The 25930-nt window shown below is 49.2% G+C and carries 24 protein-coding genes; 8 read left to right on the forward strand and 16 right to left on the reverse strand.

Going from position 1 to position 25930, the window contains the following annotated elements:
- Nucleotides 1–140: 140 nt before the first annotated feature.
- The 4 genes from ACLHR0_RS29880 to ACLHR0_RS29895 form a co-directional block, all read right to left on the reverse strand.
- Nucleotides 141–1214 (reverse strand): dipeptidase, encoded by a 1074-nt coding sequence (locus tag ACLHR0_RS29880; RefSeq protein ID WP_429049752.1) that lies wholly within the window; start codon nt 1212–1214, stop codon nt 141–143.
- Between the two features lie 21 nt (nt 1215–1235).
- The gene (locus ACLHR0_RS29885; protein ID WP_429049754.1) at nt 1236–1706 is read right to left on the reverse strand and encodes a RidA family protein; all 471 of its coding nucleotides are present in this window, start codon (nt 1704–1706) and stop codon (nt 1236–1238) included.
- A gap of 131 nt (nt 1707–1837) precedes the next feature.
- Entirely contained in the window at nt 1838–2050 is a 213-nt protein-coding gene (locus tag ACLHR0_RS29890) for a hypothetical protein (protein WP_436491479.1), read from the reverse strand.
- Nucleotides 2051–2064: 14 nt separating this feature from the next.
- Nucleotides 2065–2553 (reverse strand): DinB family protein, encoded by a 489-nt coding sequence (locus ACLHR0_RS29895; protein ID WP_429049757.1) that lies wholly within the window; start codon nt 2551–2553, stop codon nt 2065–2067.
- A gap of 142 nt (nt 2554–2695) precedes the next feature.
- On the opposite strand from ACLHR0_RS29895, the gene ACLHR0_RS29900 reads away from it, so the two are divergent.
- Nucleotides 2696–3670 (forward strand): GlxA family transcriptional regulator, encoded by a 975-nt coding sequence (locus tag ACLHR0_RS29900; protein WP_436491480.1) that lies wholly within the window; start codon nt 2696–2698, stop codon nt 3668–3670.
- Here ACLHR0_RS29900 and ACLHR0_RS29905 read toward each other — a convergent pair.
- The 8 genes from ACLHR0_RS29905 to ACLHR0_RS29940 form a co-directional block, all read right to left on the reverse strand.
- Nucleotides 3665–4192 (reverse strand): DinB family protein, encoded by a 528-nt coding sequence (locus tag ACLHR0_RS29905; RefSeq protein ID WP_436491481.1) that lies wholly within the window; start codon nt 4190–4192, stop codon nt 3665–3667. The two genes, ACLHR0_RS29900 and ACLHR0_RS29905, sit on opposite strands and share 6 nt — an antisense overlap.
- A gap of 106 nt (nt 4193–4298) precedes the next feature.
- The gene (gene uxaC, locus ACLHR0_RS29910; protein ID WP_436491482.1) at nt 4299–5702 is read right to left on the reverse strand and encodes a glucuronate isomerase; all 1404 of its coding nucleotides are present in this window, start codon (nt 5700–5702) and stop codon (nt 4299–4301) included.
- Nucleotides 5703–5721: 19 nt separating this feature from the next.
- Nucleotides 5722–7377, reverse strand: a complete 1656-nt coding sequence (locus ACLHR0_RS29915) for a UxaA family hydrolase (RefSeq protein WP_436491483.1) — start codon at nt 7375–7377, stop codon at nt 5722–5724.
- A 19-nt stretch (nt 7378–7396) separates the two neighbouring features.
- Entirely contained in the window at nt 7397–8860 is a 1464-nt protein-coding gene (locus ACLHR0_RS29920; protein WP_436491484.1) for a tagaturonate reductase, read from the reverse strand.
- A gap of 7 nt (nt 8861–8867) precedes the next feature.
- On the reverse strand, nt 8868–10040 hold the full coding sequence (locus ACLHR0_RS29925; protein ID WP_436491485.1) for a glycoside hydrolase family 88/105 protein: 1173 nt from the start codon (nt 10038–10040) through the stop codon (nt 8868–8870).
- Entirely contained in the window at nt 10030–12261 is a 2232-nt protein-coding gene (locus ACLHR0_RS29930; RefSeq protein ID WP_436491486.1) for a glycosyl hydrolase family 28 protein, read from the reverse strand. Before ACLHR0_RS29930 ends, ACLHR0_RS29925 begins: the two co-directional genes overlap by 11 nt.
- Complete coding sequence (locus ACLHR0_RS29935) at nt 12261–13901, reverse strand: RagB/SusD family nutrient uptake outer membrane protein (protein ID WP_436491487.1); 1641 nt, start codon at nt 13899–13901, stop codon at nt 12261–12263. Before ACLHR0_RS29935 ends, ACLHR0_RS29930 begins: the two co-directional genes overlap by 1 nt.
- A gap of 18 nt (nt 13902–13919) precedes the next feature.
- A complete protein-coding gene (locus ACLHR0_RS29940) occupies nt 13920–16877 on the reverse strand; it encodes a SusC/RagA family TonB-linked outer membrane protein (protein ID WP_436491488.1) in 2958 nt (985 codons plus the stop codon).
- 223 nt (nt 16878–17100) lie between these two features.
- Between ACLHR0_RS29940 and ACLHR0_RS29945 the strand changes: the two genes are divergently transcribed.
- Nucleotides 17101–18120, forward strand: coding sequence for a LacI family DNA-binding transcriptional regulator (locus ACLHR0_RS29945; RefSeq protein ID WP_370907529.1), 1020 nt, complete (start codon nt 17101–17103; stop codon nt 18118–18120).
- Nucleotides 18121–18126: 6 nt separating this feature from the next.
- Here ACLHR0_RS29945 and ACLHR0_RS29950 read toward each other — a convergent pair whose 3' ends face one another.
- On the reverse strand, nt 18127–19740 hold the full coding sequence (locus ACLHR0_RS29950) for a glycoside hydrolase family 43 protein (protein WP_436491489.1): 1614 nt from the start codon (nt 19738–19740) through the stop codon (nt 18127–18129).
- A gap of 145 nt (nt 19741–19885) precedes the next feature.
- Here ACLHR0_RS29950 and ACLHR0_RS29955 point away from each other — a divergent pair, with 145 nt between their 5' ends.
- Together ACLHR0_RS29955 and ACLHR0_RS29960 are read left to right on the forward strand one after the other, a co-directional pair.
- Nucleotides 19886–20347: an N-acetyltransferase family protein gene (locus ACLHR0_RS29955; RefSeq protein ID WP_436491490.1), complete on the forward strand. Its 462-nt coding sequence runs from the start codon at nt 19886–19888 to the stop codon at nt 20345–20347.
- A 66-nt stretch (nt 20348–20413) separates the two neighbouring features.
- Entirely contained in the window at nt 20414–20881 is a 468-nt protein-coding gene (locus tag ACLHR0_RS29960) for a hypothetical protein (protein WP_370907532.1), read from the forward strand.
- An 89-nt stretch (nt 20882–20970) separates the two neighbouring features.
- Here ACLHR0_RS29960 and ACLHR0_RS29965 read toward each other — a convergent pair whose 3' ends face one another.
- Nucleotides 20971–21336 (reverse strand): winged helix-turn-helix transcriptional regulator, encoded by a 366-nt coding sequence (locus ACLHR0_RS29965; protein WP_370907533.1) that lies wholly within the window; start codon nt 21334–21336, stop codon nt 20971–20973.
- Nucleotides 21337–21434: 98 nt separating this feature from the next.
- On the opposite strand from ACLHR0_RS29965, the gene ACLHR0_RS29970 reads away from it, so the two are divergent.
- Nucleotides 21435–22103, forward strand: a complete 669-nt coding sequence (locus ACLHR0_RS29970; RefSeq protein ID WP_429049794.1) for an NAD(P)H-dependent oxidoreductase — start codon at nt 21435–21437, stop codon at nt 22101–22103.
- A gap of 2 nt (nt 22104–22105) precedes the next feature.
- Complete coding sequence (locus tag ACLHR0_RS29975; RefSeq protein ID WP_436491491.1) at nt 22106–22708, forward strand: short chain dehydrogenase; 603 nt, start codon at nt 22106–22108, stop codon at nt 22706–22708.
- Between the two features lie 3 nt (nt 22709–22711).
- Here ACLHR0_RS29975 and ACLHR0_RS29980 read toward each other — a convergent pair whose 3' ends face one another.
- Nucleotides 22712–23107: a winged helix-turn-helix transcriptional regulator gene (locus ACLHR0_RS29980; protein WP_436491492.1), complete on the reverse strand. Its 396-nt coding sequence runs from the start codon at nt 23105–23107 to the stop codon at nt 22712–22714.
- A gap of 63 nt (nt 23108–23170) precedes the next feature.
- On the opposite strand from ACLHR0_RS29980, the gene ACLHR0_RS29985 reads away from it, so the two are divergent.
- Nucleotides 23171–24214: a quinone oxidoreductase family protein gene (locus ACLHR0_RS29985; protein ID WP_436491493.1), complete on the forward strand. Its 1044-nt coding sequence runs from the start codon at nt 23171–23173 to the stop codon at nt 24212–24214.
- A 144-nt stretch (nt 24215–24358) separates the two neighbouring features.
- Nucleotides 24359–25330 (forward strand): mechanosensitive ion channel family protein, encoded by a 972-nt coding sequence (locus ACLHR0_RS29990; protein WP_429063604.1) that lies wholly within the window; start codon nt 24359–24361, stop codon nt 25328–25330.
- Here the strand turns inward: ACLHR0_RS29990 and ACLHR0_RS29995 are convergent.
- The gene (locus ACLHR0_RS29995; RefSeq protein ID WP_436491494.1) at nt 25322–25795 is read right to left on the reverse strand and encodes a GNAT family N-acetyltransferase; all 474 of its coding nucleotides are present in this window, start codon (nt 25793–25795) and stop codon (nt 25322–25324) included. The two genes, ACLHR0_RS29990 and ACLHR0_RS29995, sit on opposite strands and share 9 nt — an antisense overlap.
- Between the last annotated feature and the right edge of the window lie 135 nt (nt 25796–25930).

The raw sequence follows: 25930 nt of genomic DNA on the forward strand, positions 1-25930 counted from the left end.
GGATTACGGGAGATACAAGCGAATATATCCGCTTGTATCTCCCGTAAATATTATTAATCTAAAAATCCAAAAAAAATCCAAAAGTAAAAATCCAGCTAATCAGCAAAATCAGCGTAATCCTGAGAAAGACAAACTCCGCTCTAATCGCGCCACGCATCCCGCAGGAAACGCAGCCAGTTGCCATGCATCACATTGTCGATGTCTTCAGCGCTGTAGCCTCTTTTGGTGAGGAGTGCGGGTAGTTGCTGCATATCGGCGATTGTTTCGAGGTCGTAAGGGCATTGCTCTTTACCAAAGGCGCCGTCGAGGTCGGTGCCAATGCCTACATGGAGTGAGTTACCGGCGATCTGGCAGATATGATCCATGTGATCGATCATTTTTTCCAGGTTACAGCCCATGCTTTCGGGTGTGGAGGTACCACGAACCCATCCGGGTACCATCATCCAGGCGTCGAGGGCGCCACCGATAACTGCGCCTTTCCGGATGAGCGTTTTGATCATGTCGTCGCTGAACTGGCGGTTATGATTTACCAGGGCGCGGCAGTTATTATGACTGGCCCATACGGCTCCGTTAAATAATTCCATGGCGTCCCAAAAGGCGTCATCGCACAGATGCGTGGCGTCGAGGATCATATGGAGCCGTTCCATTTCACGGATCAGCTGTTTACCTTGTTCATTAAGCCGGCCGGTGGCATCGGTACCGTTGGCATAACGCCCCGGGCCGTAGTGTGCGGGGCCTATGGCGCGCAATCCTTTATTGTAGGCCTGTTCGAGATACTTGAGGTTTACGATAGAGTCGGCTCCTTCGAGGCTGAGGATGTAGCCTATGGGCTTTTTGTCGTTGGGCGTACCATCGTTCCACAATAGCAGGTGTTGTTCCAGTCCTTGTTTATCTTTGATCATCACCATTTCTCCGGCGTCTTCCATCGCTTTATACCAGGCCAGCTGCCCCTGCGTTTGGGCCCAGGCCTGTTCAGGAGAGTGCCATCCCGGCAACGGGTTATCCGGTGCCACATAGCGGCCTATCTGGGTGGCTACTACCAACCCGATGTTACCTTTCCGTAGTTCGGGGAATGCCACCACCCCTTTGCCACGGTCGGGTTTATCGTTCATGCCGGCTTCTCTCGCACGGATGGCGGTTACCGGCTGTTGCAGGTCCCTGTTCCATTCCAGCGCATTCATGCTGAGATCTAAATGTGCATCTATTATAAACATAGTTCGCAGATATCCAAATGTTTAATACAGTTCAAACAAAGCTTCTATTTCCACGGGGATATTATCCGGCAGGGAGCCAAAGCCCACGGCACTCCTCACTCCTACACCATTTTCTTCTCCCCACACCGCAGCAAATAATTCGCTGCAGCCATTGATGATGTAGGGATGCCGCTCAAAGTCGGGTGTACAGTTGACCATGCCCAGCACCTTGATCACCCTTTTTACTTTATCCAGACTGCCCACATGCGTTTTAATGGTAGAGAGCATGGTTAATCCTACCTGTCTTGCTGCCAGCTTGCCTTGCTCCATATCCAGCGCATCTCCAATCCGTCCGATGATCAGTGATTTATCATGCTGTACAGGACCATGACCGGAGAGATACAGGTATTTGCCATCGATAAGGCAAGGCTTATAAACACCCAATGGCGATGGGGCTGGTGGCAGTTCCAGTCCCAGGGCCGCTAATTTCTCTTCTGCATGATTGTTTTCCATAATTGCTGTTTTAATCTGCTTATAAATGTAATATTGTTTCCATGACCAGCAATGATAAGAAAAACCTTACAATCCTCACAAAGTAGAAATTTGTTGCTTACAAAAGAAAAAGCCGTCTGTTAAGACGGCTCCTAATCTTCCATTACCTGACACCGGAATCCATTTTCATTTACCAGCATCATTATTTTTCCGGGATGAAAATTCTCTCCTTCCACCCGTAACACTTTATCACAGTCTTCCAGATCAAAATTGATTTTACTATCCGGAAAATTACGGAGCAGCAGCGCAACTATTTCTTTCGCAGCTGCTACCCGTTTTACATTCGTTACGAATACTTCTACCATTGTAATAATTTTGATTACATATATTTCATCGGCTCGTATTTCAACAGCCGCCTCCACAAGGCAATTTGCCCGATACAATTGGCTTCCCGGTAAATATTAAAAGTGAGCAGGTCCCAGAGCGACATTTTCATGCCGGGAAATTCCAGCACATGATCCAGTTGTTCATCCGTTACATTTACCAGTGCTGTTTTTAACAACGGGGAAATTTTCTGCCAGTCTTTTTTAAAAATTTCGAGAGATGGATACTGCTGTGAGTCCTTTATTCCCTGGAAATCTTTGAAAAGATCATTCGCCGTAGATGTGGCTTCCACTTTTAGCAAACCGGCCAGTTCGAACCGCTGCTGTACCAGGCTGCCGGCGAGCCATGCAACGTGGTTGGCGGGTGTGTCCAGTCTTTTATGCGCATCTTCATCAGTAATTCCATCCAGTACCTTTGGAAAAAATTCTGTGTGCAGGTCAAATAGTGGAAGGATGCCCTGCATCCGGGTGCTTACAGTTTCCATATAAATTATTTTTTTTGGTTCTCAAACTAACGGTAAGGTACCTCTTAATTTTTGTCCGGATAGATGCTGATAGAGTCAATATTAGGGGGTATTTGCGCCAAATTCGTTATGTTTGAGTAGATAACTAAAAACTGAAAACCATATGCTACAGATTGGGATCCTGCTTATACGCCACTACAAGCTTTTAAGCCTGGCTGCCATAACAGATGTACTGGACACCGTCAATAAGATTTACTATAAAAACGGTGAGCCTGCACCTTTCAGAATAACATTGGTACATACTCCGGAAACGGAACACCTGGCAGCCGCCTTTCCGGATTATGCGTCGCAACATACAGATGCAGCAGGCGCTTTCAACCTGGTGCTGGTACCCTCTTTTACTACGGATGATATCCGCCAGTCGATCATAGAAAACCGGGCTTATCTTCCCTGGATGCAACAACAATATAAAAACGGTGCTGAAATCGCCAGCTTTTGTACCGGCGCATTTTTATTGGGGGCTTCCGGTTTACTGGATGGCAAAATAGCCACCACCCATGTAGATGCCTGCAGGGAATTTTCCGTTTCTTTCCCGGCTGTGAACCTGTTATCGGATAAAACAGTTACCCATGATTCCGGCATTTACACGAGCGGTGGCGCCACTTCTACCTTCCACCTGCTGCTTCACCTGCTGGAAGTTCATTGCGGCATTGAAATAGCGATAAAGACCGCTAAAATTTTTGCGGTGGATATGGGCCGCGACAAACAATCTTATTTCAGCACCTTTCAGCCTGCCCGTAATCACCACGACGACCTCGTAGCCTCAGCGCAGCAAAAAATTGAAACCAGCTACCAGGATGTGGGTACGATTGAAGAAATGATCAGGGACATCCCTTCCAGCAGGAGAAATATTGTGAGAAGATTTAAACAGGTAACCGGTGTAACCCCTATTGAATACCTGCAATTTACCCGGATTGAAGCCGCCAAAAAACTCCTGGAGCAAACCGGCCAGCAAATGGCGGAAGTCATCTTTAACTCGGGCTACAACGATCCCAAGGCATTCAGAAAGGTATTCCGCAAAACGGTGGGAATGACCCCTTCTGAATACCGGGAAAAGTTTAACGCCGCCAGATCATAAATTCTGATCCCTGTCCCAGAAAGCCGGAGGCTCTATGCCGAGGGCGCGGAGATATACATACCCCTGTCCGCGGTGATGAATTTCATTGTCGAAAATGTAAAACAGGATGCTGATGGATTTACCTTCATACTGTCCAAAGGCAGTGATCTCTTTTTGAAATGCTTCCACCGGGATTTTAGGCCACCATTCGTTGAGTTTCTCTGTAATCACATCCCAGAGTTGCAGCAGCTCCGCTTTGGTAGTAGGGGCCACCGACACGCCGGCATCTTTCAGCAATACATCGATACCCAGCCATTCGTCGGTGACAACGCCGTACACGGACGGAAAGGCCATTCCGCAAAACTCCATTACCAAAACAGAAAAGGGTCGCATACCGCCCACGCTGAAGGTGAACAGCTGATCTTCCGGGAATGCTTCGATCATCCGGCGGGTCAATGCGCGGTGACCCTGCCAGTGTTTCAGTAACTGATCAGGCGTAATAACGGTGGTAGTAGTTGCGGCAGATAAGGTGTTGTTTTCCATGAGTGTTGTATTTTTTTGTTTACAATACAAAGGAAACACAGAGTTGTGACAACCCTATGTCAGTAGCCTTAAAAAAAAGTTTGCCGAAAATTTCTACTCCTTTGAATCACCAGCCAAAATATGACCTGGCATTGCCATAACAGATATCCTGTATGATCTTTCCTACGGCATCGATATCGTCCGGGATTTCGCCCCGCTCTATTTCTTCACCGAACAGATCGCAGAGCAGGCGACGGAAATACTCGTGCCGCGGATAGGAAAGGAAGCTGCGGGAATCCGTAAGCATGCCCACAAAGCGGGAAATCAGTCCCATATTGGAGAGTGCATTCATTTGTCTCGTCATGCCGTCTTTCTGATCCAGGAACCACCAGGCAGCGCCGAATTGTATTTTCCCCGCTACAGAACCGTCGTTGAAGTTGCCGGTCATGGTAGCCATGAGTTCATTATCGGCCGGATTCAGATTATAAATGATCGTTTTTGCCAGTTTATCCTGGCTATCCAGTTTGTCGAGGAATTTAGCCAGCGCACGCGCCTGGGAAAAATCACCAATGGAGTCCCAGCCGGTATCGGGTCCAAGCTGCCGCATCATGCGGGAATTATTATTCCGCAGCGCGCCAAGATGGTATTGCTGCACCCATCCTGCTTTCCAGTCCATGAGCGCCAGTTCCAGCAGCAACGCCGATTTAAACTGCCGGATTTCGGTGTAGGTGAGCGACTGACCACCGCGTATCTTCAAAAAGATCTGCCGGATATCTTTCTCCAGAAAATCATCTGCATAAATTTCCTCAATCCCGTGATCAGACACTTTACAGCCATGCGCGGCAAATACATCATGCCGGCTTTTTAAGGTCTGTAACAGGTCATCATAGGTGTTGATGTTGCAATTTGCTGCCTGCTCCAGTTTTTCGAGGTAGCGGTTATATACTTCCGGCACCTCTACATTCATGGCCTGGTCCGGGCGGAAAGCAGGAATTACGGGTATTTCAAAACCCTCCTGTTTCAGCTGCCGGTGATACTGCAGGTTGTCGGCCGGATCATCGGTAGTGCAAACGAGCGATACGTTCCTGCTGCGCAGCAGGTTTTGTACGCTGTATTCCGGCGTTTGCAGCAGTTGATTGCAGGTATCATAGATCTGCCTTGCGGATGCCGGATTCAGTATATCGGTGACCCCGAAATAGCGTTGCAGTTCCAGGTGTGTCCAGTGATATAAAGGGTTACGCAAAGTATGGGGCACGGTGGCTGCCCATTGTTCAAACTTCTCCCAATCCGTATTATTTCCGGTACAGTAACTTTCCGGTACACCGTTGGTGCGCATAGCGCGCCATTTATAATGATCTCCGTATAGCCAAGCCTGTGTGATATTCTCAAACCTTGTATCCGCGGCTATCTGCGCGGGTGGCAGGTGACAGTGGTAATCAATGATGGGCATATCCCTGGCGTAGTCGTGATAGAGCCTTTCTGCCGCATCGCTATTCAGGAGGAAATTTTCATCCATGAATTTTTTTCTCATCCGTAAAAATATTTAAGTATTACAATGACACCCCTCTTTTCCAGGGAATAAAATCATCCTGGCCGTTAAGGACAGATTTTGCAGTAATGGCGCCGCTGGCCACCTGTATAACGTAGTCGAGTATACGTTCTCCTGCTTCAGCAATGGTTTCTTCACCGTCTATAATAGTACCGGTATTAATATCAATGATATCATTCATTCGCTGGTACAGCTTTGTATTGCTGGACAGTTTGATCACGGGTGCAATAGGGTTGCCGGTGGGCGTTCCCAGCCCCGTGGTAAACAGTACCACGTTAGCGCCGCTGCCCACTTCCGCAGTAGTGGATTCTACATCGTTACCGGGCGTGCAAAGCAGGTTCAATCCCGGCAGCTGCACTTTTTCGGGGTAATCCAGTACGGCGGCTACAGGAGAAGTGCCGCCCTTTTTGGCTGCCCCCGCCGATTTTATGGCATCGGTAATCAGGCCATCTTTTATATTTCCGGGAGATGGATTCATATCAAACCCGGAGCCTGCTTCTTCTGCACGCTGCTGATAGGTACGCATCAACCGGATAAACCGGGTGGCGTCTTCCACGCTGCGGCACCGGTCGCTCATTTCCTGTTCTACTCCGCAGAGTTCGGGGAATTCAGCAAGGATGACAGAGCCGCCCAGGGCCGTCAGCAGATCGGACGTATAGCCGATAGCAGGGTTGGCAGAGATACCGGAGAAGCCATCCGAGCCGCCGCACTCCAGCCCGATGCATAACTTGCTTAATGGCGCCGGCTGCCGGGTACATTGATTGGCGATCATCAGGCCGGCAAACGTTTGACGGATGGCATCAGCGATCAACTGGCTCTCTGCGCCTGTTTGCTGCTGATCAAGTATATACAGCGGCTTTGAAAAACCGGGGTCGCGCTTATTGATTTCGTCCTGCAACATGCTGATCTGCGCATTCTGGCAACCCAGGCTCAGCACCGTAGCACCGGCAACGTTAGCATGGGTGATATATCCTGCCAGCAGGCCGCACAGGGTTTGCGCATCCTGGCGGATACCACCGCAACCGCCATCATGTGTCAGGAATTTAATGCCGTCCACATTTTCAAATACGCGGCTATGCTGCACTCCCGGCGCCTCTTCCGTATACACGGTTTCGAGGATCTGTGCAGGGCCTGCGCCGGTTTGCTGCTTTGCGGCAAGTGAACGTGTGAAGGCAGCATACTTACCCGGGCGGGCATATCCCAGTTCCGGCAGCAGCGCTTCTTTCAATACTTCCACATTCCTGTTTTCACAAAACACCAATGGGATCACCAGCCAGTAATTAGCCGTACCTACGCTCCCATCGGCACGGTGATACCCCATGAAAGTCTTTTGCTGCCAGCGGGAAACATCCGGTGGTTGCCAGGTGGTTTTCCGCTGGGCAGCCAGCTCGTAGCTGCTAGCTGCATGATGCACATTTTCCACAGCAATCCTGCTGCCGGCACTGATAGTGCGCTGCGCACGACCCACCAGCACACCGTACATGTAAATCGCATCTCCTTCGTTCATGGACGCCACCGCAAATTTATGCTTGGCAGGAATCTTTTCCTGCATCGTATATACGGCGCCGTTATATTCCACCATTTCTTCCTTTTCCAGATCCTGCAGTGCTACCAGCACATTATCGTGTGGATGCACCTTTAATACTTTCTGCTTCATTTATCTGTCCTTGTTTTTTTTACGATACCGTTATTTCTCCTGCTATTTTTTCAAGATAAACAGCTACCCCCTGTTCCATTAACGCTTTCAGCATCGTAGTTACCAACTGTGCGAAGCCGGGAATGACAGTGAGGTTACAGCCCCATATCGCCTCGTTGCTGAAAGAATTTTTCACCACTTCCTCCGGCGTATGCTGCTGCCACTGCGCCGCATACCAGGCGGCATGCTCATCCGTGATGGTATAGCTACTGCCGCCCCGCATAAATAACGCATGCGCAGCAAAACCGAGCGCTATCAACGCAGGCACATGTTCTGTACGCCGGTGATATTGCAACAGCACCGGCAGTACCCGCATTTTCAATTTCGCCGTATACTGACTGCAAATGCTTAACCACCGGTGTTCGATAGCCGGGTTGCGGAAGCGGTCCAGTACAGCGCCGGCAAAACGGATGGCCGCATCATTTCGTATATGGATATCTGTTATAGCAGGTATAATTTCATGCATCATCAGTCCTTCCATATAGGCAGCCATTGCCTCATCATTCATGGCCGCCTTCACCGTATCGTGACCAGCCAGGAAGGCCAGTCCGCAGCTAAGCGTATGTGTGCCATTGAGCAACCGGAGCTTCAGTTCGCGGAATACATTGATGTCGGGCGATAATACCACCCCGGCATCTGCCTCACTGAAGGATAATATCTTCTTCACATGATCATTGCTGGTTTCAATGGCCCATAAGCGGTATACTTCTGTCATGATCAGGAGATCATCTTCATAACCGGTTGGCAGGTAGGCCGCACCAGGTACAATGCAATCCACCAATGAATTACAACAGTAGTTACTGTTAACAAGCCAGTGTACAAATCCTTCTTCCAGCTGGTTAAAGGCGCTCAGCTGCAACAGTATTTCCCGGAGCCTGCTGCCGTTATCCGGTATCAGTTCTGTAGGAATAATCACCATTCCTTTGGTGGTATCTCCCTTAAAATGGTGATAACGGCGATACAGGAAGGCCAGCAATTTACCGGGGAAGGATGCCGGCGGCGTTGCATGAATACTTTCTTCCACATACACAATACCTACTTCGGTGGTATTGGATATTACTACCTGCATATGCGGACTGGCAGCGCAGTCCATAATATCGTTCCACTGGGTAGCGGCTGTGAGCACCCTGCTGATACTGGCATTGATAATATTTTCCGATACCGCTTTACCGCCATCAATGCCCCGGATACACTGTGTATAAAGGTTATCCTGTTCATCGAAAGCAGCGGTACTGCCTTTATCTGTTGACTTCACCACCACTACCCTGCCATTAAACAATCCCTGTTTATTGGCTTTATCTATGAAGAAACCGGGCAGTCCTCTCAGCAATACGCCTGTTCCAAATTGCAGCACCTTTTCCGGCAGCGTAAAGTATTCTTCCGCCGGAACCTGCAGCCCATCATTTTCGTGCAGCCGTGCCAGTAATTCTTTAGAAAGTTTCATATCCGCATTATTTAGTCATCATTTCCATTTCGTTGGCAGCTAAAATATACGCGCCTACGCCTTTAGGATCATTATCAATTACTTTTTCGCTGAGATAATAGGCATAGCTGCCATCCCGGTAGGGATCTCCGCCAAGTCCTGCTACGCTTACCGTACCGCTTAGGGTGATATCTCCTTCCGGATTTTTACGGATAAACTGTTTCAGGATTCCCTTGTATCCTTTCTGTGCTACTCCACGGTAACTAGCCGGCAGGTAGCCTAAACGCATGCCTTTCGCCAACGCATATACGAACATGCAGGAAGCGGAGGCTTCTACATAGTTTCCTGTGCTGTCGCCTTTATCCAGCACCTGGTACCAGCAACCGGTTTTGGCGTCCTGGTATTTTTTAACGGCGGCAGCGGTGCGGTTTAAAATGGCAATGAGACTGTCTTTGCCAGGATCACCGGCCGGATAATATTCCAGCGCATCTACCAGCGCCATGGCATACCAGCCCATTGCGCGGCCCCAGAAGTGCGGCGATTGCCCCGTGGTTTTATTGGCCCAGCGCTGTTCCTTTGATTCATCCCAGGCATGATATAATAAGCCCGTACGGGAATCCCGTGCATACTGCTCCATGAGTACAAACTGACGGGTAATATCACGGAAGGCGCTGTTTTCACCGGTAAGCACGGCATACTCAGCATAAAAAGGTTCTCCCATGTAAAGCCCGTCCAGCCACATCTGGTAAGGATAGCGCTTCTTATGCCAGAAGCCGCCGTTGTTAGTGCGCGGTTGTCCGCGTAGCTGCTCCCGCAGGTGATCGGCAGCAATCTTATACTTATTGTCCTTAGTGGCTTTATACAACGTTAGCAGTATCCGGCCGTTTTTAACGTTATCAATATTGTAATCCGTCAGCTGGTACGTATGGATGTTACCGTTAGCGTCCACAAAATGATCCATGCTCTTTTGTATGTACCGGAAATATTCCTGGTTGCCTGTCCTTTTCCACAGACCGGTAAATCCTTCGAGGATCACGCCCTGGTCGTACGACCACCTAACCGGCCTGCCAGGCTGCATTTCCAGTGAGTCTTTCCATATACGCATGACCGTAGCCGCCATGCCGGCGGCGCCGGTTTGGGCCTGTGAAAGTGTAGCAGTGAGCAACAGTATGGCGAATAGTATTGATGTTTTAAAACGCATGGTCTTCTGTTGATTTGGTTTTAGTATCACGGTAACGGCAACTGTCTGTTGTAATGTTTTTTGTATTACGGGTATCCAGCACCGCTTTGCCGGAAGCGGTAAGAAGATACACATTTTTGAAGTGTATGTTTTCAGCTTCCTGGCACTGTATGCCTTCATCGGCTTTGATCACCAGGTTACTGAGGTGGATATTGCTGACCGGCATTTCCGGCAGGCCGCGTATGAACACTGCTCTCTTTGCCCCATTGCCGGTTACGTTATTAATATAAAAATTGCGGAATCGCGGTGTTGCTTCGGTAACTGGCAGCGTTTCCACACGTGGAGCCACTCTCTTTTCCCCTGCCAGTGGCACCGGGTCTTTTGCAGCGTAGTACATATCAAACAGGATGGCCTCCCCGGGGATATCTTTCATGTTTATATTGGCCGCATAAATATCTTCCACGATGCCGCCTCGACCACGGGCAGTTTTGAAACGCAACCCGATGTCGGTACCCAGGAACGAACAGTCGGATACATAAATATTCCGGGCGCCGCCAGACATTTCGCTGCCTATTACAAAGCCGCCATGCGCGTGGTATACGGTAGAGTTTTGTATCACTACATTTTCAGTGGGCTTGCCTCTTTTACGTCCCTGCTCATCACGGCCGGATTTAATACAGATGCCATCATCGCCTACATCAAAGGTGCAGTCGAGGATTTGTGCGCCACTGCATGATTCAAGGTCCACCCCGTCGCCATTTTGTGCATACCAGGGATTTTTGGCATAAATACCACGCATGGTAATATTCTCACAAAGCAGCGGATGCAGGCACCATGCCGGTGAGTTCTGAAAGGTAACTCCTTCCAGCAATACATTTTTACAGGAGGCAATACTCACCATGTTGGGCCGGAGAAAATCTTTGATGCCGGCGTAGTCTTCAATTTTACTGCCTGGCTTGATTACGCCTGGCAGGCTGGCTTTCGCTCCCAGGTAAGATGACCGGGTAGGATACCAGGTAGCACTGTCTTCCCCCACCAGTCCGCCGGAAGCAACCAGTTTGTCCCATTGCGTGGCAGTGAGCTTTCCCTTCTTCACCATGCGCCAGGCATCGCCGCCGCCATCAAGAATACCACTACCGGTAATGGCTATATTTTCCTGGTTATTTGCTGAAACCGGCGGCTGGCAACGTACCGCCGCAAGCCCTTCATATGTAGTGCTGATAAGCGGATACTGGTCGAAGTCGGTGGTAAACTGTAGCACCGCGTTCTTCGCTAAGTGGAGGTTCACATTATTTTTGAGCACCACCGGCCCGGTGAGCCACAGCCCGGATGGTATTAACACTACCCCGCCGCCTTTATTGCTGCAGGTGCTAATAGCTTCGTTGATAGCGTTACTGTTGAGCGTAATGCCATCTGCTTTAGCGCCAAAAGAAGTGATGGTAAAAGTATCTTTCCTGAAATGCGGTTCATAAACTACCGGTAGCTCATAGCGGTATTTCCCTTCAAAAGGTGTTGTTTCCAGGTAAGCGGCCAGCGGCAATTTCTTTTCCCGGATTTCACCAGCAACAAGAGCAGCTATCTTAGCAGCGCCATATGCAGAAAAATGGGTATTATCTGTAATCCCGTCCGGCAGCGTATTGTAATGTCCCGGAGGGGTGGTGCGGAACATTTTCTGAGAGGCTGCTTCACCTTCCTTTACCAGCAAAGCGGCACTGCTTTTTTGCAGATCTACCAGCGGCACCTGCATCGCATTCGCTACGGACCTTACCACTGCCGGATAAGCACCGTGGGTATCTTCCAAAACTCCATGCGTAAACTTGCGGCGCGCTACCGGTGTAATGAGCAGCGGCTGTGCGCCTTTAGCACGGGCTTCCTTTACAAAGCGCTCCAGGTTGGTTTTATACGCGCCTTCCGGGGCAGCATAGCGGGTTGAATCACTGATCTTCCCGTCGTTGTGACCAAACTGGATCATCACCCAGTCGCCGGGTTTTAATTGCGCTAACACACTATCCCAGCGACGTTCATCAATAAAGCTTTTAGTGCTTCTGCCGTTGACGGCATAGTTTTTAATGACGATATCTTTTTCAAAGCATTGCGGGAACAGTTGTCCCCAGCCGCGCTCAGGATTATCTTCCAGTGGCTTGTTAGCCATCGTGGAATCGCCGATCATGAATATAGTAGGTTTGGGACCGGCTGGCGCCAGTCCCAATAATGATAATAAAAGTATCTGGAGAATTTTCATTAGTTATATTTATCGTTCTGCTTAAACTCCTCTTTATTGGTCACCGCATCAATCTGGTCCTGCGGGATAGGCCGCACCGTATGAAACGACTGGAAATATGCATTGGCATCCGGGTTATGCAGGGCGATCCGCTCACCGAGCTTACCGGTACGTTTCAGGTCAAACCAGCGCAGTTGTTCGCCGGCCAGCTCCCGCGCCCTTTCATCAAGGATAAAGTCGAGGCTCATATCTGCGGCTGTTACCACCATATCTGCTTCATGTCCGGGGATGGCGGCACGTTTGCGGATCACGTTGATATATTCTGCCGCTTTAGCTGAATTGCTCAATTTGAACTGCGCTTCTGCTGCAATGAGATACATTTCCGCGAGGCGGATAATAAATGCGTCCCGTGCGCTTTGCTCTTCGTTCATGGATGCCCGTGTAGGATCATCAAATTTATCCAGGGATACATAACGGGTGCGGTCTTTTCCGCCGCCATTTTCTGTATACACTGCATTCCTGTCGTATATACGGTATTTGGTAGAAGCGGGCAGCACATATTTGCTGCAATAGATAGCCGTATCACCCAGCTTCATACCTGCAGGTGCTGTTTTGAGATTATTGCAATACCACACCTGTTTGAAAGAACCTTCGTAGCGTGCATCCGCAGTTTCGTTGAAAAGGTTTAACAGGAACAGCGTAGGCATGTAACGGTTAAATGGCCGCTGGTTCAGGATATCACGCTGCATACCCGGCAGGTCGTCGTACTTCATGGCAAACATCATGTGTGCATTATTGGCGCCGCGTGAGTGTCCGTTAGGAAACAGGGTAGCATCGGTGCGATCATCAAACACGAGATTCTTCATATAATTTACCGCCCAGATCACTTCTTTATTCTGCAGGTTATCCATACGCCAGAGATCAGCGTATTTGGGCAACAGCGTATAGCCGTAGCTGCTGATCACTTTTTCTGCCAGGTCGGCGGCCTGTTGGTTCATGCCACGGGTGAGATACATCCTGGCAAGAAAGGCTTCAGCAGCGGGTTTAGTTACACGGCCATAGTCAGACGTGGTAGCAGGAAGGTTGTTCACCGCCTCGCCCAGGTCGCGGAAAATCTGTGCATAGAAGGTATCCACCGGTGTACGGTTGGCGGTAGTTACTACGCCAGATGTTTCGGTGAGGGTAAAATGGACAGGCCCCCATGTTTCCACGATATGCCAGTAATAAAAGGCACGGAGGAAATGCAACTCAGCGCTGCGCACGGCTCTTCTTTCCGGCGTTAACCCGGCGCCATCTATACGTGTGATCCCTGCATTACACAAATTAATAGCGGCATACAGCTGTTTCCATAAAACACTCATCACGGAATTGCTGGCCTGCAGGTTGTTGTAGTTGGTCATATCAGGATACTTATCGCCGGTGCCGCTTGTCCAGATATCGGTCCCCATTTCGGACATGCTGTATCCTTCTTCTTTTCCATACCACCAACGGTTATAGGTATACGCTGCATTTACCAGTGTTTCAAACCCTTCGGGTGTGGAATATACGGCATCGGTGGTAGTACCGCCGGGATTGTATTCTTCCAGCTGCTTGTTGCAGCCGGCAAGACTTCCGGCGGCAAGGCACAATATGATGAGGTACTTATTTATATTGGGTGTCATTGTTACGTTTTTTAAAATTTAGAACTCAACATTTATTCCTGCCACATACATCTTAGTAAGCGGGTTGCTCAGATCTCCTCCCCTTTCCGGGTCATAGTCTTTTACCTTGCTGAAGGTGAAGAGGTTTTTACCGGTAACGTATAAACGAAGACTGCTCAGGTGCAGCGCTTTTAAAGCATCGGCGGAGAAAGTATAACCGAGTGAAAGGTTACGGATTTTCACGAACGAACCATCTTTATATCCCAGTGTTTTGATAAAAGGCGTACCATCTTTGGAAAGACTGGCATTGGGCCGGGGATAATCGTTGGATGGATTTTCCGGTGTCCAGTAATTTACAGGCGCACTGTTTTCCAATCCCTGCGGATCATATTTTGCTGCATATTCGGAGTTGATCCACTGGCCAATGCGGGCGAAAACATAAATATTGAGATCAAAGTTCTTGTAACGGAGATCGTTATTGAAACCACCGCTCCATTTAGGCACCTGCGCACCAAGTATCACGCGGTCGGATGTATTGATCGTTCCTTTTCCATCCTGGTCCTTCACTTTGATATCGCCTGGTTTGTAACCAAATTTCGTAGCTTCCGCAGCTTCTGATGTTTGCCAGATACCGATTTTCTCATAGTCGTAATATACTTTTACCGGCGAGCCGATAAACCAGCCATTGGCCACATCGTTGGTGCTGCCATCTGCCAGCGCTACAATTTCTTCTTTATTGCGGGAGTATACGATGTTGGACGTCCACCGGAAATCGCTTGTTGAAATGTTCGTAGTGTTGATTCCCACTTCAATACCCCTGTTGCGGGTTTTACCAATATTCTGCACCACGGTGCTCACACCGGAAGAAGTAGGCAGGGTGCGTTGCAGCAGCAGGTCTTTTGTCTGCGTGTCATAATAATCAATGCTACCGGTGATCCTGTTGTTGATGATACCGAAATCGAGTGCTATATTTTTGGTTGCAGACAGTTCCCATTTAAGTCCCTTGTTACCAGCCTGGTCGCCAATGGTGTAAGCCATGGCTGCATTTGTATCATCCCATGAAAAGGGTATTTTACTAAGATAGCTCATGGTGGAATAAGGATCTACCGCATCGTTACCGGCAATACCATAGCTCACCCGCAGTTTCAGATCACTGAAAAAGGTTTGCGACTTCATGAACGTTTCATCGCTGATGCGCCATGCAGCTGCTGCTGAGGGAAAGAAAGCCCATTTGTTGCCCGGCGAAAGCTTCGATGATCCATCCGAACGGCCAGTGAGCGACAACAGGTATTTTCCTTTGTACGCATAATTCAGGCGGCCGGTAAAGGAAATGAGTTTGCTGGATTGGTACATACTGCGTGCAGCGATGCCGCTTACGTTATTTTGCATGGCATAGTACAACTGCGACGGAAGCAACTGTCCTTCGCCCTGCATAAGCGAGGAATCGCGCTGGTCCGACAATACGCTGGCTACGCCCGTGACGCCAAAGGAGTGATCGCCGATTGTTTTATTATAGGTAGCCACGTTTTCCCAGCTGAGGTACCTCCGGGTGCTGCCGTTCGACTGCGACCGCGAAGTGGAAGCGGTAGACCGGTCGATAGAGCTTTTGGAAGCAAACACGCCCTGTTTTGCATTTTCCAGTGTTACGCCAAAGTTGGAGCGGAACATGAAACCACTGAAGGGTGTCAGTTCCAGGTAAGCGTTGATAAATGTACGGGTAGTGCGGGTGTTATTCTGGTAAGCATTCGGCTGCTCATCCGCCAGCGGATTGATGGCCGAGCCGCTGTTGGGGAATAACACCAGGTTGCCGGCAGAATCGTACGGTATGGCCAGTGGAATATACTTATTCGCCTGGTTGAGCGGGTCGCGGCGGGCGCTTTGTTCGTAATACGTAATCTGGCTTTGCGCGCCTATTTTAATAGCATCATTGATCGTTTGATCAATGTTGAGACGGGTGGAATAACGTTTGAGGTCATCCAGTTTCAATAATCCCTTTTCATTAAAATAATCAAAGGAGAAATACACTTTTGTTTTTTCTGATCCTCCGGAGATGCCTGCCTGGTAGTCCTGCTGTAAGCCGTTATGTAACAGCAGGTCTGCATAGTCGGCCCACAGGTTATGTTGTATTTCATTCAGTTCAAAAGCGTTAAATATTTTTGGATCATCGGCCTCGGTGGCCCATCTGCCGGTGGTACGGTTAGCTTCCCTTTTCAGGGCGGTATATTCGGGTCCGTTGCTCATACGTGGATAGCCATTTACTTCAGACGATCCAACATAAGAACTGATATTTACACGGGGTTTACCGCTGGTACCGCGTTTGGTGGTAACCATAATTACGCCGTTGGCGCCGCGGGAACCGTAGATAGCAGTGGAAGACGCATCTTTCAGTACTTCCATCGACTGGATATCATTCGGGTTGATGTCCTGTATATTTTCATACTGTACACCGTCTACAATGTATAAGGGACCGTTGCTGGCTTTGATGGAGCGGTTACCTCTCACCGTTACATTCACTTTTGCACCTGCTGCGCCGCTGCTGCGGGTGATATCCACACCGGGCAGCTTTCCCTGTACAGATTCCATCACGTTGGTAGAGGGTACTTTTTTCAGTTCTTCTCCTTTTACGGAAACCACCGATCCGGTAAGATCCCGTTTTTTTACCATGCCGTAACCCACTACCACAATTTCATCCAGCTTCTTGTTGTTGGGTTCCATTTTGATTGTCATGGCGACATTATCCGCGGTGAGTGTCATCGCTGTATAGCCTATATAGCTGAATAACAGCTCTGTTTTTTTCCCTTCCGGTACCTGGAGGCTAAAATTCCCATGTGTATCTGTTTGGGTACCAGAAGTAGTGCCTTTGACCTGAACACTTACCAGCGGCAGTGGATCGCCGGTAGTGGCGTCTGTCACCTTCCCTTTCACGGTACGGGTCTGTGCAATCGCCCAACTGCTGAAACCCAACAGCAGTAAGCAAATGAAGTAAATTCTTTTCATAACGTTTGGCGTGAGTTAAATGGCAAATAAAAGTTGTGCTATAGTAAGCGTTGATTAACGTGGTGATTAATTGGTCGAAACAGGAGCTCTTTCTTCCGTATTGTACTGTTACAAGTCTACAGAACAATTTGTTAATGGTGAAGTTTATTTACGCAATCGTTCCCGGAAAAATCAGTACTTTCACCATAACAAGAATACCGGAAAACATAGTCCGGAAGCCGTTATGAAGTATAGAGCAGCAACCATAAAAGATATTGCGCAGGCGCTTCGCCTGTCCACTTCCACTGTGTCGCGCGCGTTGCGTGACAGCCATGAAATCAGTGCCGCCACCAAGCAGCTGGTGTTGGAACATGCAGCAAGACTGAACTATCATCCCAACCCGATTGCACTGAGTTTGAAAGAAAAGAAAAGCAGGTCAATCGGCGTGATCGTATCAGAAATTGCCAACAGCTTTTTTTCACAAACAATTAATGGCATTGAATCGGTAGCTAACGAGAAGGGCTATACGGTAATTATTTCGCAGAGCCATGAATCATTTGAGAAAGAAGTGAGAACGTTGCAATACCTGGCGTCCCGGTCGATCGACGGGTTGCTGATTTCGGTGTCCAGTGCCACGAAAGACCTCACCCATCTCAAGGCGTTGCACCAGTTTGGATTCCCGATTGTATTCTTCGACAGGATCATAGAAGACATCGCCACGCACAAGGTGATGGTGGATAATTTCCAGGGCGCCTACAACGCTACGATGCACCTGCTTCAACAGGGATACCGGCATATTGCCTGTATTACCAACTCAGCGCATCTCTCCATTACGCGGGAGCGCGTGGCAGGATATATGGCAGCACTGGAGAAGCATGGCATTCAGCCTCAACCAGCGCTGATCAAATATTGTTTTCACGGTGGCATGCTGCTTCCTGAAGTAACGGATGCAGTTAACCAGCTGATTAAATTAAAACATAAACCCGATGCTATTTTTGCCACGTCTGATAAGCTCACTACGGGTTGCATGCGTGCCCTGAAAAAAGCGAAGGTGGCTATTCCCAAAGAAATGGCACTGACAGGATTCTCCAATTCAGACCTGATAGAACTGCTGCATGCGCCTATTCCGGTTGTGCGGCAACCTGCTTTTGAAATGGGGCAGGTAGCGACCGAATTATTACTGCAACTGATAGAAAGCAAGCGACCCGTTAAAGAATTTGAAACCAGGGTGCTGCACTCCGAGTTGCTGATACCATCAAAGTAACGGGGTTTATTCCACCCGCCACCAATCTATATCTGCCCAGCCGGCATCGTTTGTTTTTACGTCCCGGCTGCAGCACAATCCCATCTTGGCGCCTATCCATCTGCCGGTAGTGGCGGTAAATGGTTCACCCGTGGTATGGAAAGTTTTCCCATCTGTGCTGTAACTGAATTGGCATATACCTCCTGCCCCCACTTCTACCCTGAAAAATATATCCGTCGACGTTATCTCTGTTATAGCGGTGGCTGTTTCACGGGAGCTTTTGTCAGCCTGTGTACAGGTGAAGTACGACAAATAAATACCATTCGCTTTTTTCACCAGCGACAACCCCGCATAGTTTGTTCCCATCACCAGGAAGCTGACACGATCCCCATTTTGCCGTGGTTTAAAGCTCAGCTTTGTGGTAGCCCGGAATACCGGCGCCGGGAATTTCTGCAGGAGTACATGGGGTACTTCCCATAAATTACGGGCGCTATCGGGTATCTGTGCGGCAAACAGGCGCAGGCTGCCTTTTGCCACAGACGGAAACGCCCAGCCGGCAGCCGGGTTGGCCTGCCATTGCCATTGCAACCCTAAAGTGCTGGCATTAAACTCATCTGATTCCTGCGGCGTGGCAACCGGGTAACCCGCACCGGTAACCGGTTTGCGGAAGGTCAGCACCGGTTCTCCTTTCCCATCGTTGTCGTTATCTGTTCCTATCACCGGCCAGTTGTTCACCCATTTCATTGGCTGCAGGTGTACTACCCTGCCGTAAGCTTCCAGGTCCTGGAAGTGCAGGAACCAGTCCTCTCCTTTGGGTGTTTGCACCCATGCGCCCTGGTGCGGCCCGTTGACAGGCGTACGCCCCTGGTCCATTACGATTTTACTTTCGTAAGGGCCGTACACATTTTTTGAGCGCATTACCAGCTGCCAGCCGGTGGCGACTCCACCTGCGGGCGCGAAAATATAATAGTAGCCGTTGCGTTTATAAAACTTCGGTCCTTCGAGCGTGGGGTGTTCATCGTGCCCGTCAAATACCAGCACGCCTTCATCCGTGGCTTTTGTACCGGTGGCATCCAGCTTTTTCACCACGATAATACTTTTAATACCGGCGCGGCTGCCGGCGTATGCGTGCACCATATATACGTCACCGTTATCGTCCCAAAGCGGGCATGGGTCAATCAATCCTTTGCCACCTACCACCAGTTGAGGCGTACTCCACGGGCCGGTGATCTGTTTTGATTTCACCACGTAGATCCCGAAGTCGGGGTCCGGGTAGTAAATGTAGAATTCGTTGTTGTGATAGCGTATGGCTGGCGCCCAAACACCATTGCCGTGTTGTGGCACGGAAAAATGATCGTAAGGAGGCTGGCGCAGCAATGCATGCCCGATAATACGCCAGTTCACCAGGTCGCGGGAATGCAGGACAGGCAGACCGGGAATCGCATCAAAGCTGGAGGCAACGAGGTAATAGTCTTCTCCCACGCGGATGGCATCAGGGTCAGAGTAATCCGCATACAGCACCGGGTTTTTATAAGTGCCGTCTCCTTTATCAGATACCCATACTTTAGAAATATCCGCGGTCGATTGTGCGATAGCAGTGGTAGCAGTTAGCAGGCATAACACACCGGTGATTATCTGCATAAAGAACTTTAATGGTTTCATAACGTGCTGAAAATGTGCCGGTCAAATTAGTAAATGACCTGCAAAAGCAGGACGTTATTTACGCAATCGTTCCCGTTAAACTGAAAATAACTGATATTTGTAAGAATCAGTTAGCCAGAGAACCATGCAAGAAATTATTATCCGTAAAGCCACTGCCGCAGATTTGCCTGTATTGCTGGAGTTTGAGCAAGGTGTTATTAGTGCAGAACGCCCTTTTGATCCCACCTTAAAAGAGGGCATTATACATTATTACGATATAGCGGCCATGATCACCGCTTCGCATATTGAGCTGCTGGTGGCAGAAGCAGCCGGCCAGCTGATTGGCTCCGGCTATGCCCGTATAGAGGATGCAAAACCCTATGTCAGGTTTGCGCAATATGCTTACCTGGGATTTATGTACGTGGCGCCATCCTGGCGGGGTAAAGGGGTGAATAAGCTGATCATTGAAGGTCTGAAGGCATGGGCACAATCGCGGAACATAACAGAAATGCGCCTGGAGGTATACCATGAAAATACGCCCGCAATTAAAGCTTATGAGAAAACCGGCTTCAGCAAGCACATGCTGGAAATGCGGCTCCCCATATGAGTTTCCGGGATTTCATAAAAAAGTGGCACAATTTTCGACAGGTGGCGGGGTAAAGAACTTAAAACCATGAAACAGATACTCGTAGCCTTAGCTGCAGCAGTCGTTTTCTTTTCCTGCAAAAGTAACGCTGATAATGCCGCCGCTATTGAAAGTGCAAAGAAAGCCACCATCGATTCGATGAATAATGTGAGTGCCATCAAACAGCAGGTAGTGGATTCCATGAATGCCTTGAAAAGCAACCGTTCACATGGCCGCGAAAATGTAGCCGGTACCCAATATAACAATGAAACCGCTCCGGTGGTAGCCAATACAGAAGCTCCCGCGCCTGCCCCCGCAAAGAAAAAGGGCTGGAAATCGTGGAGCCATACCGCTAAAGGTGCTGTAGTAGGCGCCGGCGCAGGTGCAGTAACCGGTGCTATCGTGAATAAAGACCGCGTGAAAGGCGCTGCCATCGGTACCCTGATCGGGGCTGGTGTAGGTGCTGGTACAGGTGCAATTGTAGATCACAAGAAGAAACAAACCGCACAACAGTAACAGGTAATAATAATGAAGAAACGGCGTATCCTCACGGGTACGCCGTTTTTTTATGATATCAATCAGCAGATAACGGTAACGCTACTACGCTATTGGTGTAACCGGCTATCGCGGTGCTGAAATCCCCATTCGTTCAACTGATCCCATACAGGAATAAGCCGCGCAGCGATTTCAGTAAGCTGGTATTCCACTCTCGGCGGTACTTCCGCATATACGGTCCTGGTAACAAGCCCGTCCGCTTCCAGCTCCTGCAGGTGCAGGGTTAGCATGCGATCGGTGATATTGGGAATGTGTTCTTTCAACTCACCGAAGCGCAGCGTTCTGTTCACCAGCTTGTACAGGATATATAACTTCCACCTCCCCGCCAGGATATCAATGGCATAGGCCACCCCGCACACACCTGAAATCTGTTCGCGGTTCAAATGATTGGTAGACGTTTCCTTGCGCTTTGCCATTACTTACATTTTTGTGTGTTGCATACAATAGGCTTCAAAAATACAAATGTAACGTTCGTGGAATAATTTTGTCCGCAGTTATTTAAAAAACAACTTTTATGAAGATATTAATAGTTTATGCGCACCCGGAACCCAAAAGTATGAACGGCGCTATGTTCAACACTGCAGTGACCACACTCCTGGACGCAGGCCATGAAGTGCAAACCTCTGACCTCTATGCCATGCGGTTTAACCCAATTTCCGATCGTAAAAATTTCACCACAGTATACAACGATGCTTTTTTCAAACAACAACTGGAAGAACAGCACGCCTCGCGCGTACATGGCTTTGCAGCAGATATTGCAGCCGAACAGGAAAAAATAGCCTGGTGCGATCTAATGATCTGGCAGTTTCCTTTGTGGTGGTTCAGCATACCTGCCATCCTCAAAGGTTGGGTAGACCGCGTATTTGCAATGGGCACCTCCTACGGGAACAGCCACATTTATGAAACCGGCATTTACACCGGGAAAAAAGCAATGCTTTCGCTCACCATCGGCGGACCGGAAGATGCGTATATTAGCGGTGGCCTTCACGGCGACCTGGAAAACATGCTGAAACCCATTCACCGGGGCATCTTCCAATTCACGGGCTTTTCCGTGCTGGAGCCATTTGTTATACATGGCCCCGCCAGAATATCACCGGAAGAACGCGCACTGGCACTGGAAGAGTGGACCGCCAGGTTAAAACAGATTGCACAAGAAACCACTATTGAAGTAACCAATTATTAATAATGAAGATACTTATCATAGGCACTACCGGCGCCATCGGCAGTAAAGTAAAAGAGGCGTTGTCAGCAAAACATGAGGTGATCAGCGCAGGCCGCAGCAGCGGCGATATCCAGGTAGATCTTACCGATGCAGCTTCCATTGAAAACATGTACAGATCCACACCCGGTATAGATGCGGTGATTGTTACGGCCGGCTCCTCCGGCATGGAGAGCTTTCAAACCCTTTCCGAAAAAAGTTTGCTACCGGGCATCCAATCCAAATTACTCGGACAAGTAAATGTAGTACTGATTGGCCAGCATTACCTGAATGAAGGCGGCTCTTTCACGCTCACCTCCGGCATACTCGCTGACGAACCCGCCCGGGATGCCGCTGCAGGCTCGCTGGTGAGTGGCGCCGTGAATAGTTTTACGATAGCGGCGGCCACCGAGCTGAAAAGAAATTTGCGGATCAATGCCGTGAGCCCCGGATTGGCAGCCGACTCCGCGGATGCAATTGCACATTTGTTTCCCGGCTTTAACCCGGTGCCCATGCAGAAGCTGGTAAACGCTTACCTCAAAAGTGTGGAAGGAGTAGTAACCGGGCAAATTATCCGGGTACATGAATAAGCCCTATGCGGATATCGCCGATTTTACTTTTTCACGGTGACAAAGCCCCCACGCTACCAGGTTTTCTGCTACGGGGAGAATAGTTTGCCCGTATGGTGTAATGGCATACGCCACGGTTACCGGTTTGGTGGCCAGCACCGTACGGGTCACCAGGAAATTGATCTCCAGTAGCTTTAGCTCCTTCGATAACATTCGCGCAGAGATGCCATTGATCTCCCGCAGCATTTTTTTAAAGTGATTGCTTTGCTCCGTGCGGTTGGCCAGGTACCGCAGTAACTGCAGTTTCCATTTGCCGCTGAACAGTTCAATGCTGTCGCGCATGGCCGTGAGTTCTTCCTCACAGGTGGCTTCCCGTATCTGCCCTTTGATGTTGATCGTTGCCATATAGGTTCTCCTCATGTAACCGGTTACCTCCGGTATACCTATAGCAAAGGTAACCCAACATAGTAATAATTTTGCGGGATGAAACATCAAATGCAGGCAATCATATTAAACGATTTCGGCGGTGTGGAGAATTTCTCCATGACTACCATGCCGGTACCTCAGCCAGGCGATGATGCAGTGCTGGTACAAATTGCAGCTACTGCCTTTAACCCGATTGATTACCAGATCAGGCAAGGCGCTACAGAACGCAAACGCATGCACTCCCCGGTGCTGGGCCGCGAATTTTCAGGTGTGGTAGTGAAAACAGGCAAAGATGTTACGCAATTCAGCCCCGGCGACGCCGTGATAGCAGCATCCGGCAGTATGGGCTCCAATGGCACTTACGCGGAATATATCAGCGTGCCGCAGCACATACTGGCGCATAAACCGGCGGATATTCCCTTTGCAACAGCCGCTGCTATTCCAACGGGCTCCCTTACGGCATTGCAATGCATAAACAGGCTCGGACTTCCTCCGCAGGCATCTGTTTTGATCACCGGCGCAGCCGGGGGCGTAGGACTGGTATTGGTAAAACTGCTGCTGCACGCAGGTTTTACGCGACTGCTGGCCACCGCGGGCAGCGAAGAAAGTACGCAACAGCTGATCAACGCCGGGCTACCCATCTCCCAAATTATCAATTACCGGCAAGGCGGATTATTGCAGGCAATACTGCATCAGCAGGAAGGAAAACTGTTTGACGCATGTATTGATCTCGTAGGCGGGCAGATGTCTGAAACAGGGGCAGCACTGCTTGCTACCAACGGTATTTACCAGGATGTAACAGCGCTTACCACGGCAGCAGCCAGGGAAACCTTGTTCAACAAAGGCGCAGTAATCATGAATATTTCCAACTATGCATATTCGCTTACCGGGAATTTTAAATATTATGGAGATGGCCTCCGGCAGATAACCACGTTATTGGAAACCGGCGCCCTGTTACCTTCCCCCATATGGATCACTGGCGGATTTAGCGTGGATACTGTACGGCAGTCGCACCAACTGCTGGAACTCAACCAGAGCAAGGGCCGCAAGCTGGTGATGACTGTATTTTCTAATGATAACTTAATGACGGAAGGGATATAACGGCATCATGTTTGAGGCAAGGCGCGCATGTGGAATCAACTTATTGAAAATGCGGACCACCTGCCTAATTTCCTATGGAACCTTATACTGGCGGGGATTGCAGTCATCACAGGATGGCTGATCAAATATCTGTTATCGATTTTTTTGCGTCAATCTGTACGGACACAGCAGGACTTCTCTTTAATACATACTATCCTTTTCCGCCTTGGAAAAGCGTTTAACTATTTCCTGCCGTTGCTGCTGCTCAACATGGCAATCCCGTTAATGCGGGTACACCAGCAATATGTACCAACGCTGAGTAAAATAGCAGAAATAGCACTGACGCTTTCTTTTGCAGCCCTGGTGATCGGCGCCATCAAAGTGCTGGAGGATTATGTGTACCATACCTACGACCTGAAGAAAGTGAACAACCTGAAAGAACGTAAAATACGCACCCAGTTGCAGTTTATCCGCAAGGTGTCTATTGCGCTGATACTGATATTGACGGCCTGTATTATTTTACTGAGCTTCGACAGCATGCGTAAACTCGGCGCAGGACTCCTTACCGGTGTGGGTGTGGGCGGTATCATCATTGGTTTTGCCGCACAGAAATCACTGGGCAACCTGCTGGCCGGCTTCCAGCTGGCATTTACACAGCCTATCCGGATAGATGATGTGCTGGTGGTGGAAGGCGAATGGGGACGTGTTGAAGAAATTACCCTCACCTACGTGGTACTGAATATCTGGGATCAGCGTAAACTGATTTTACCGATTAATTATTTTATAGAGAAGCCTTTCCAGAACTGGACCCGCACCGGTTCAGAAATATTGGGCACCGCGTTCTTTTACCTCGACTATACCGTGCCGGTGGACCAGGTGAGGGCCGAGTTTGAAAGACTACTGGATACATCCCCGCTGTGGGACAAACGCGCAAAGGCGCTGCAGGTAACCAATACCAGCGAACGCACCATTGAAGTAAGGGCGCTGATGAGTGCTGCCAGTTCAGGCGAAGCCTTTGACCTGCGGTGTTATATCCGCGAAAATCTCGTTAAGTATATCAGGGAACGTCACCCTGACAGCCTCCCTAAAACCAGGGCCTATATTGAAAATAAGGACGACCGGCCTTTGTCAGTATAGCGATTTTTCCAACACGATCAGGTGCTTGCATTGAATACCATTTTCATAGATCGGTTCGGGGTAATGGGTGGTGAAATAGTTTTTCTTAATGGCTGTTATTTCAAATCCCTGGCGCTGGTATAAGTACAATTGAGCAATGCTGGAGTTGCCCGTGCCAATACAAAGCTTTTTAGAACCCCCTGCCCTGGCGCGTTGTGCAGCATCCTGCAGGAGGATTTTTCCCAGCCCCTTTCCCTGGTAGGCGGGGTTTACGGCAATATTCTTAATTTCCAGTTCGTCGTTATCTTTCAACAATACATAGGCGCCAATCACCTGTTTCTTTGTTTCCAGCACATATACGTCGCTGAAAGGGAGGTAACTGTTGATCATCGTTACAGATGGATCGGCCAGCAATAACAGGTCATAGGGCATCTTCTCGTTTGTGGCTAATTTCCGGATAGTTGTTTCTTCCTGCAGGGAGGTCATCGATAATTATTTTGTTGCTATAAATTGGAATAATAGGTATTTTCTTACAAACCGGTCCCGGGCAACAGCTACAAATAGGTTCAGGGAACAGATTAACAAAATGAATATACAAAAAAAACAGGCATCTGTGTAAAC

Source organism: Chitinophaga sp. ARDCPP14, from assembly GCF_051362515.1.
GTDB lineage: Bacteria > Bacteroidota > Bacteroidia > Chitinophagales > Chitinophagaceae > Chitinophaga.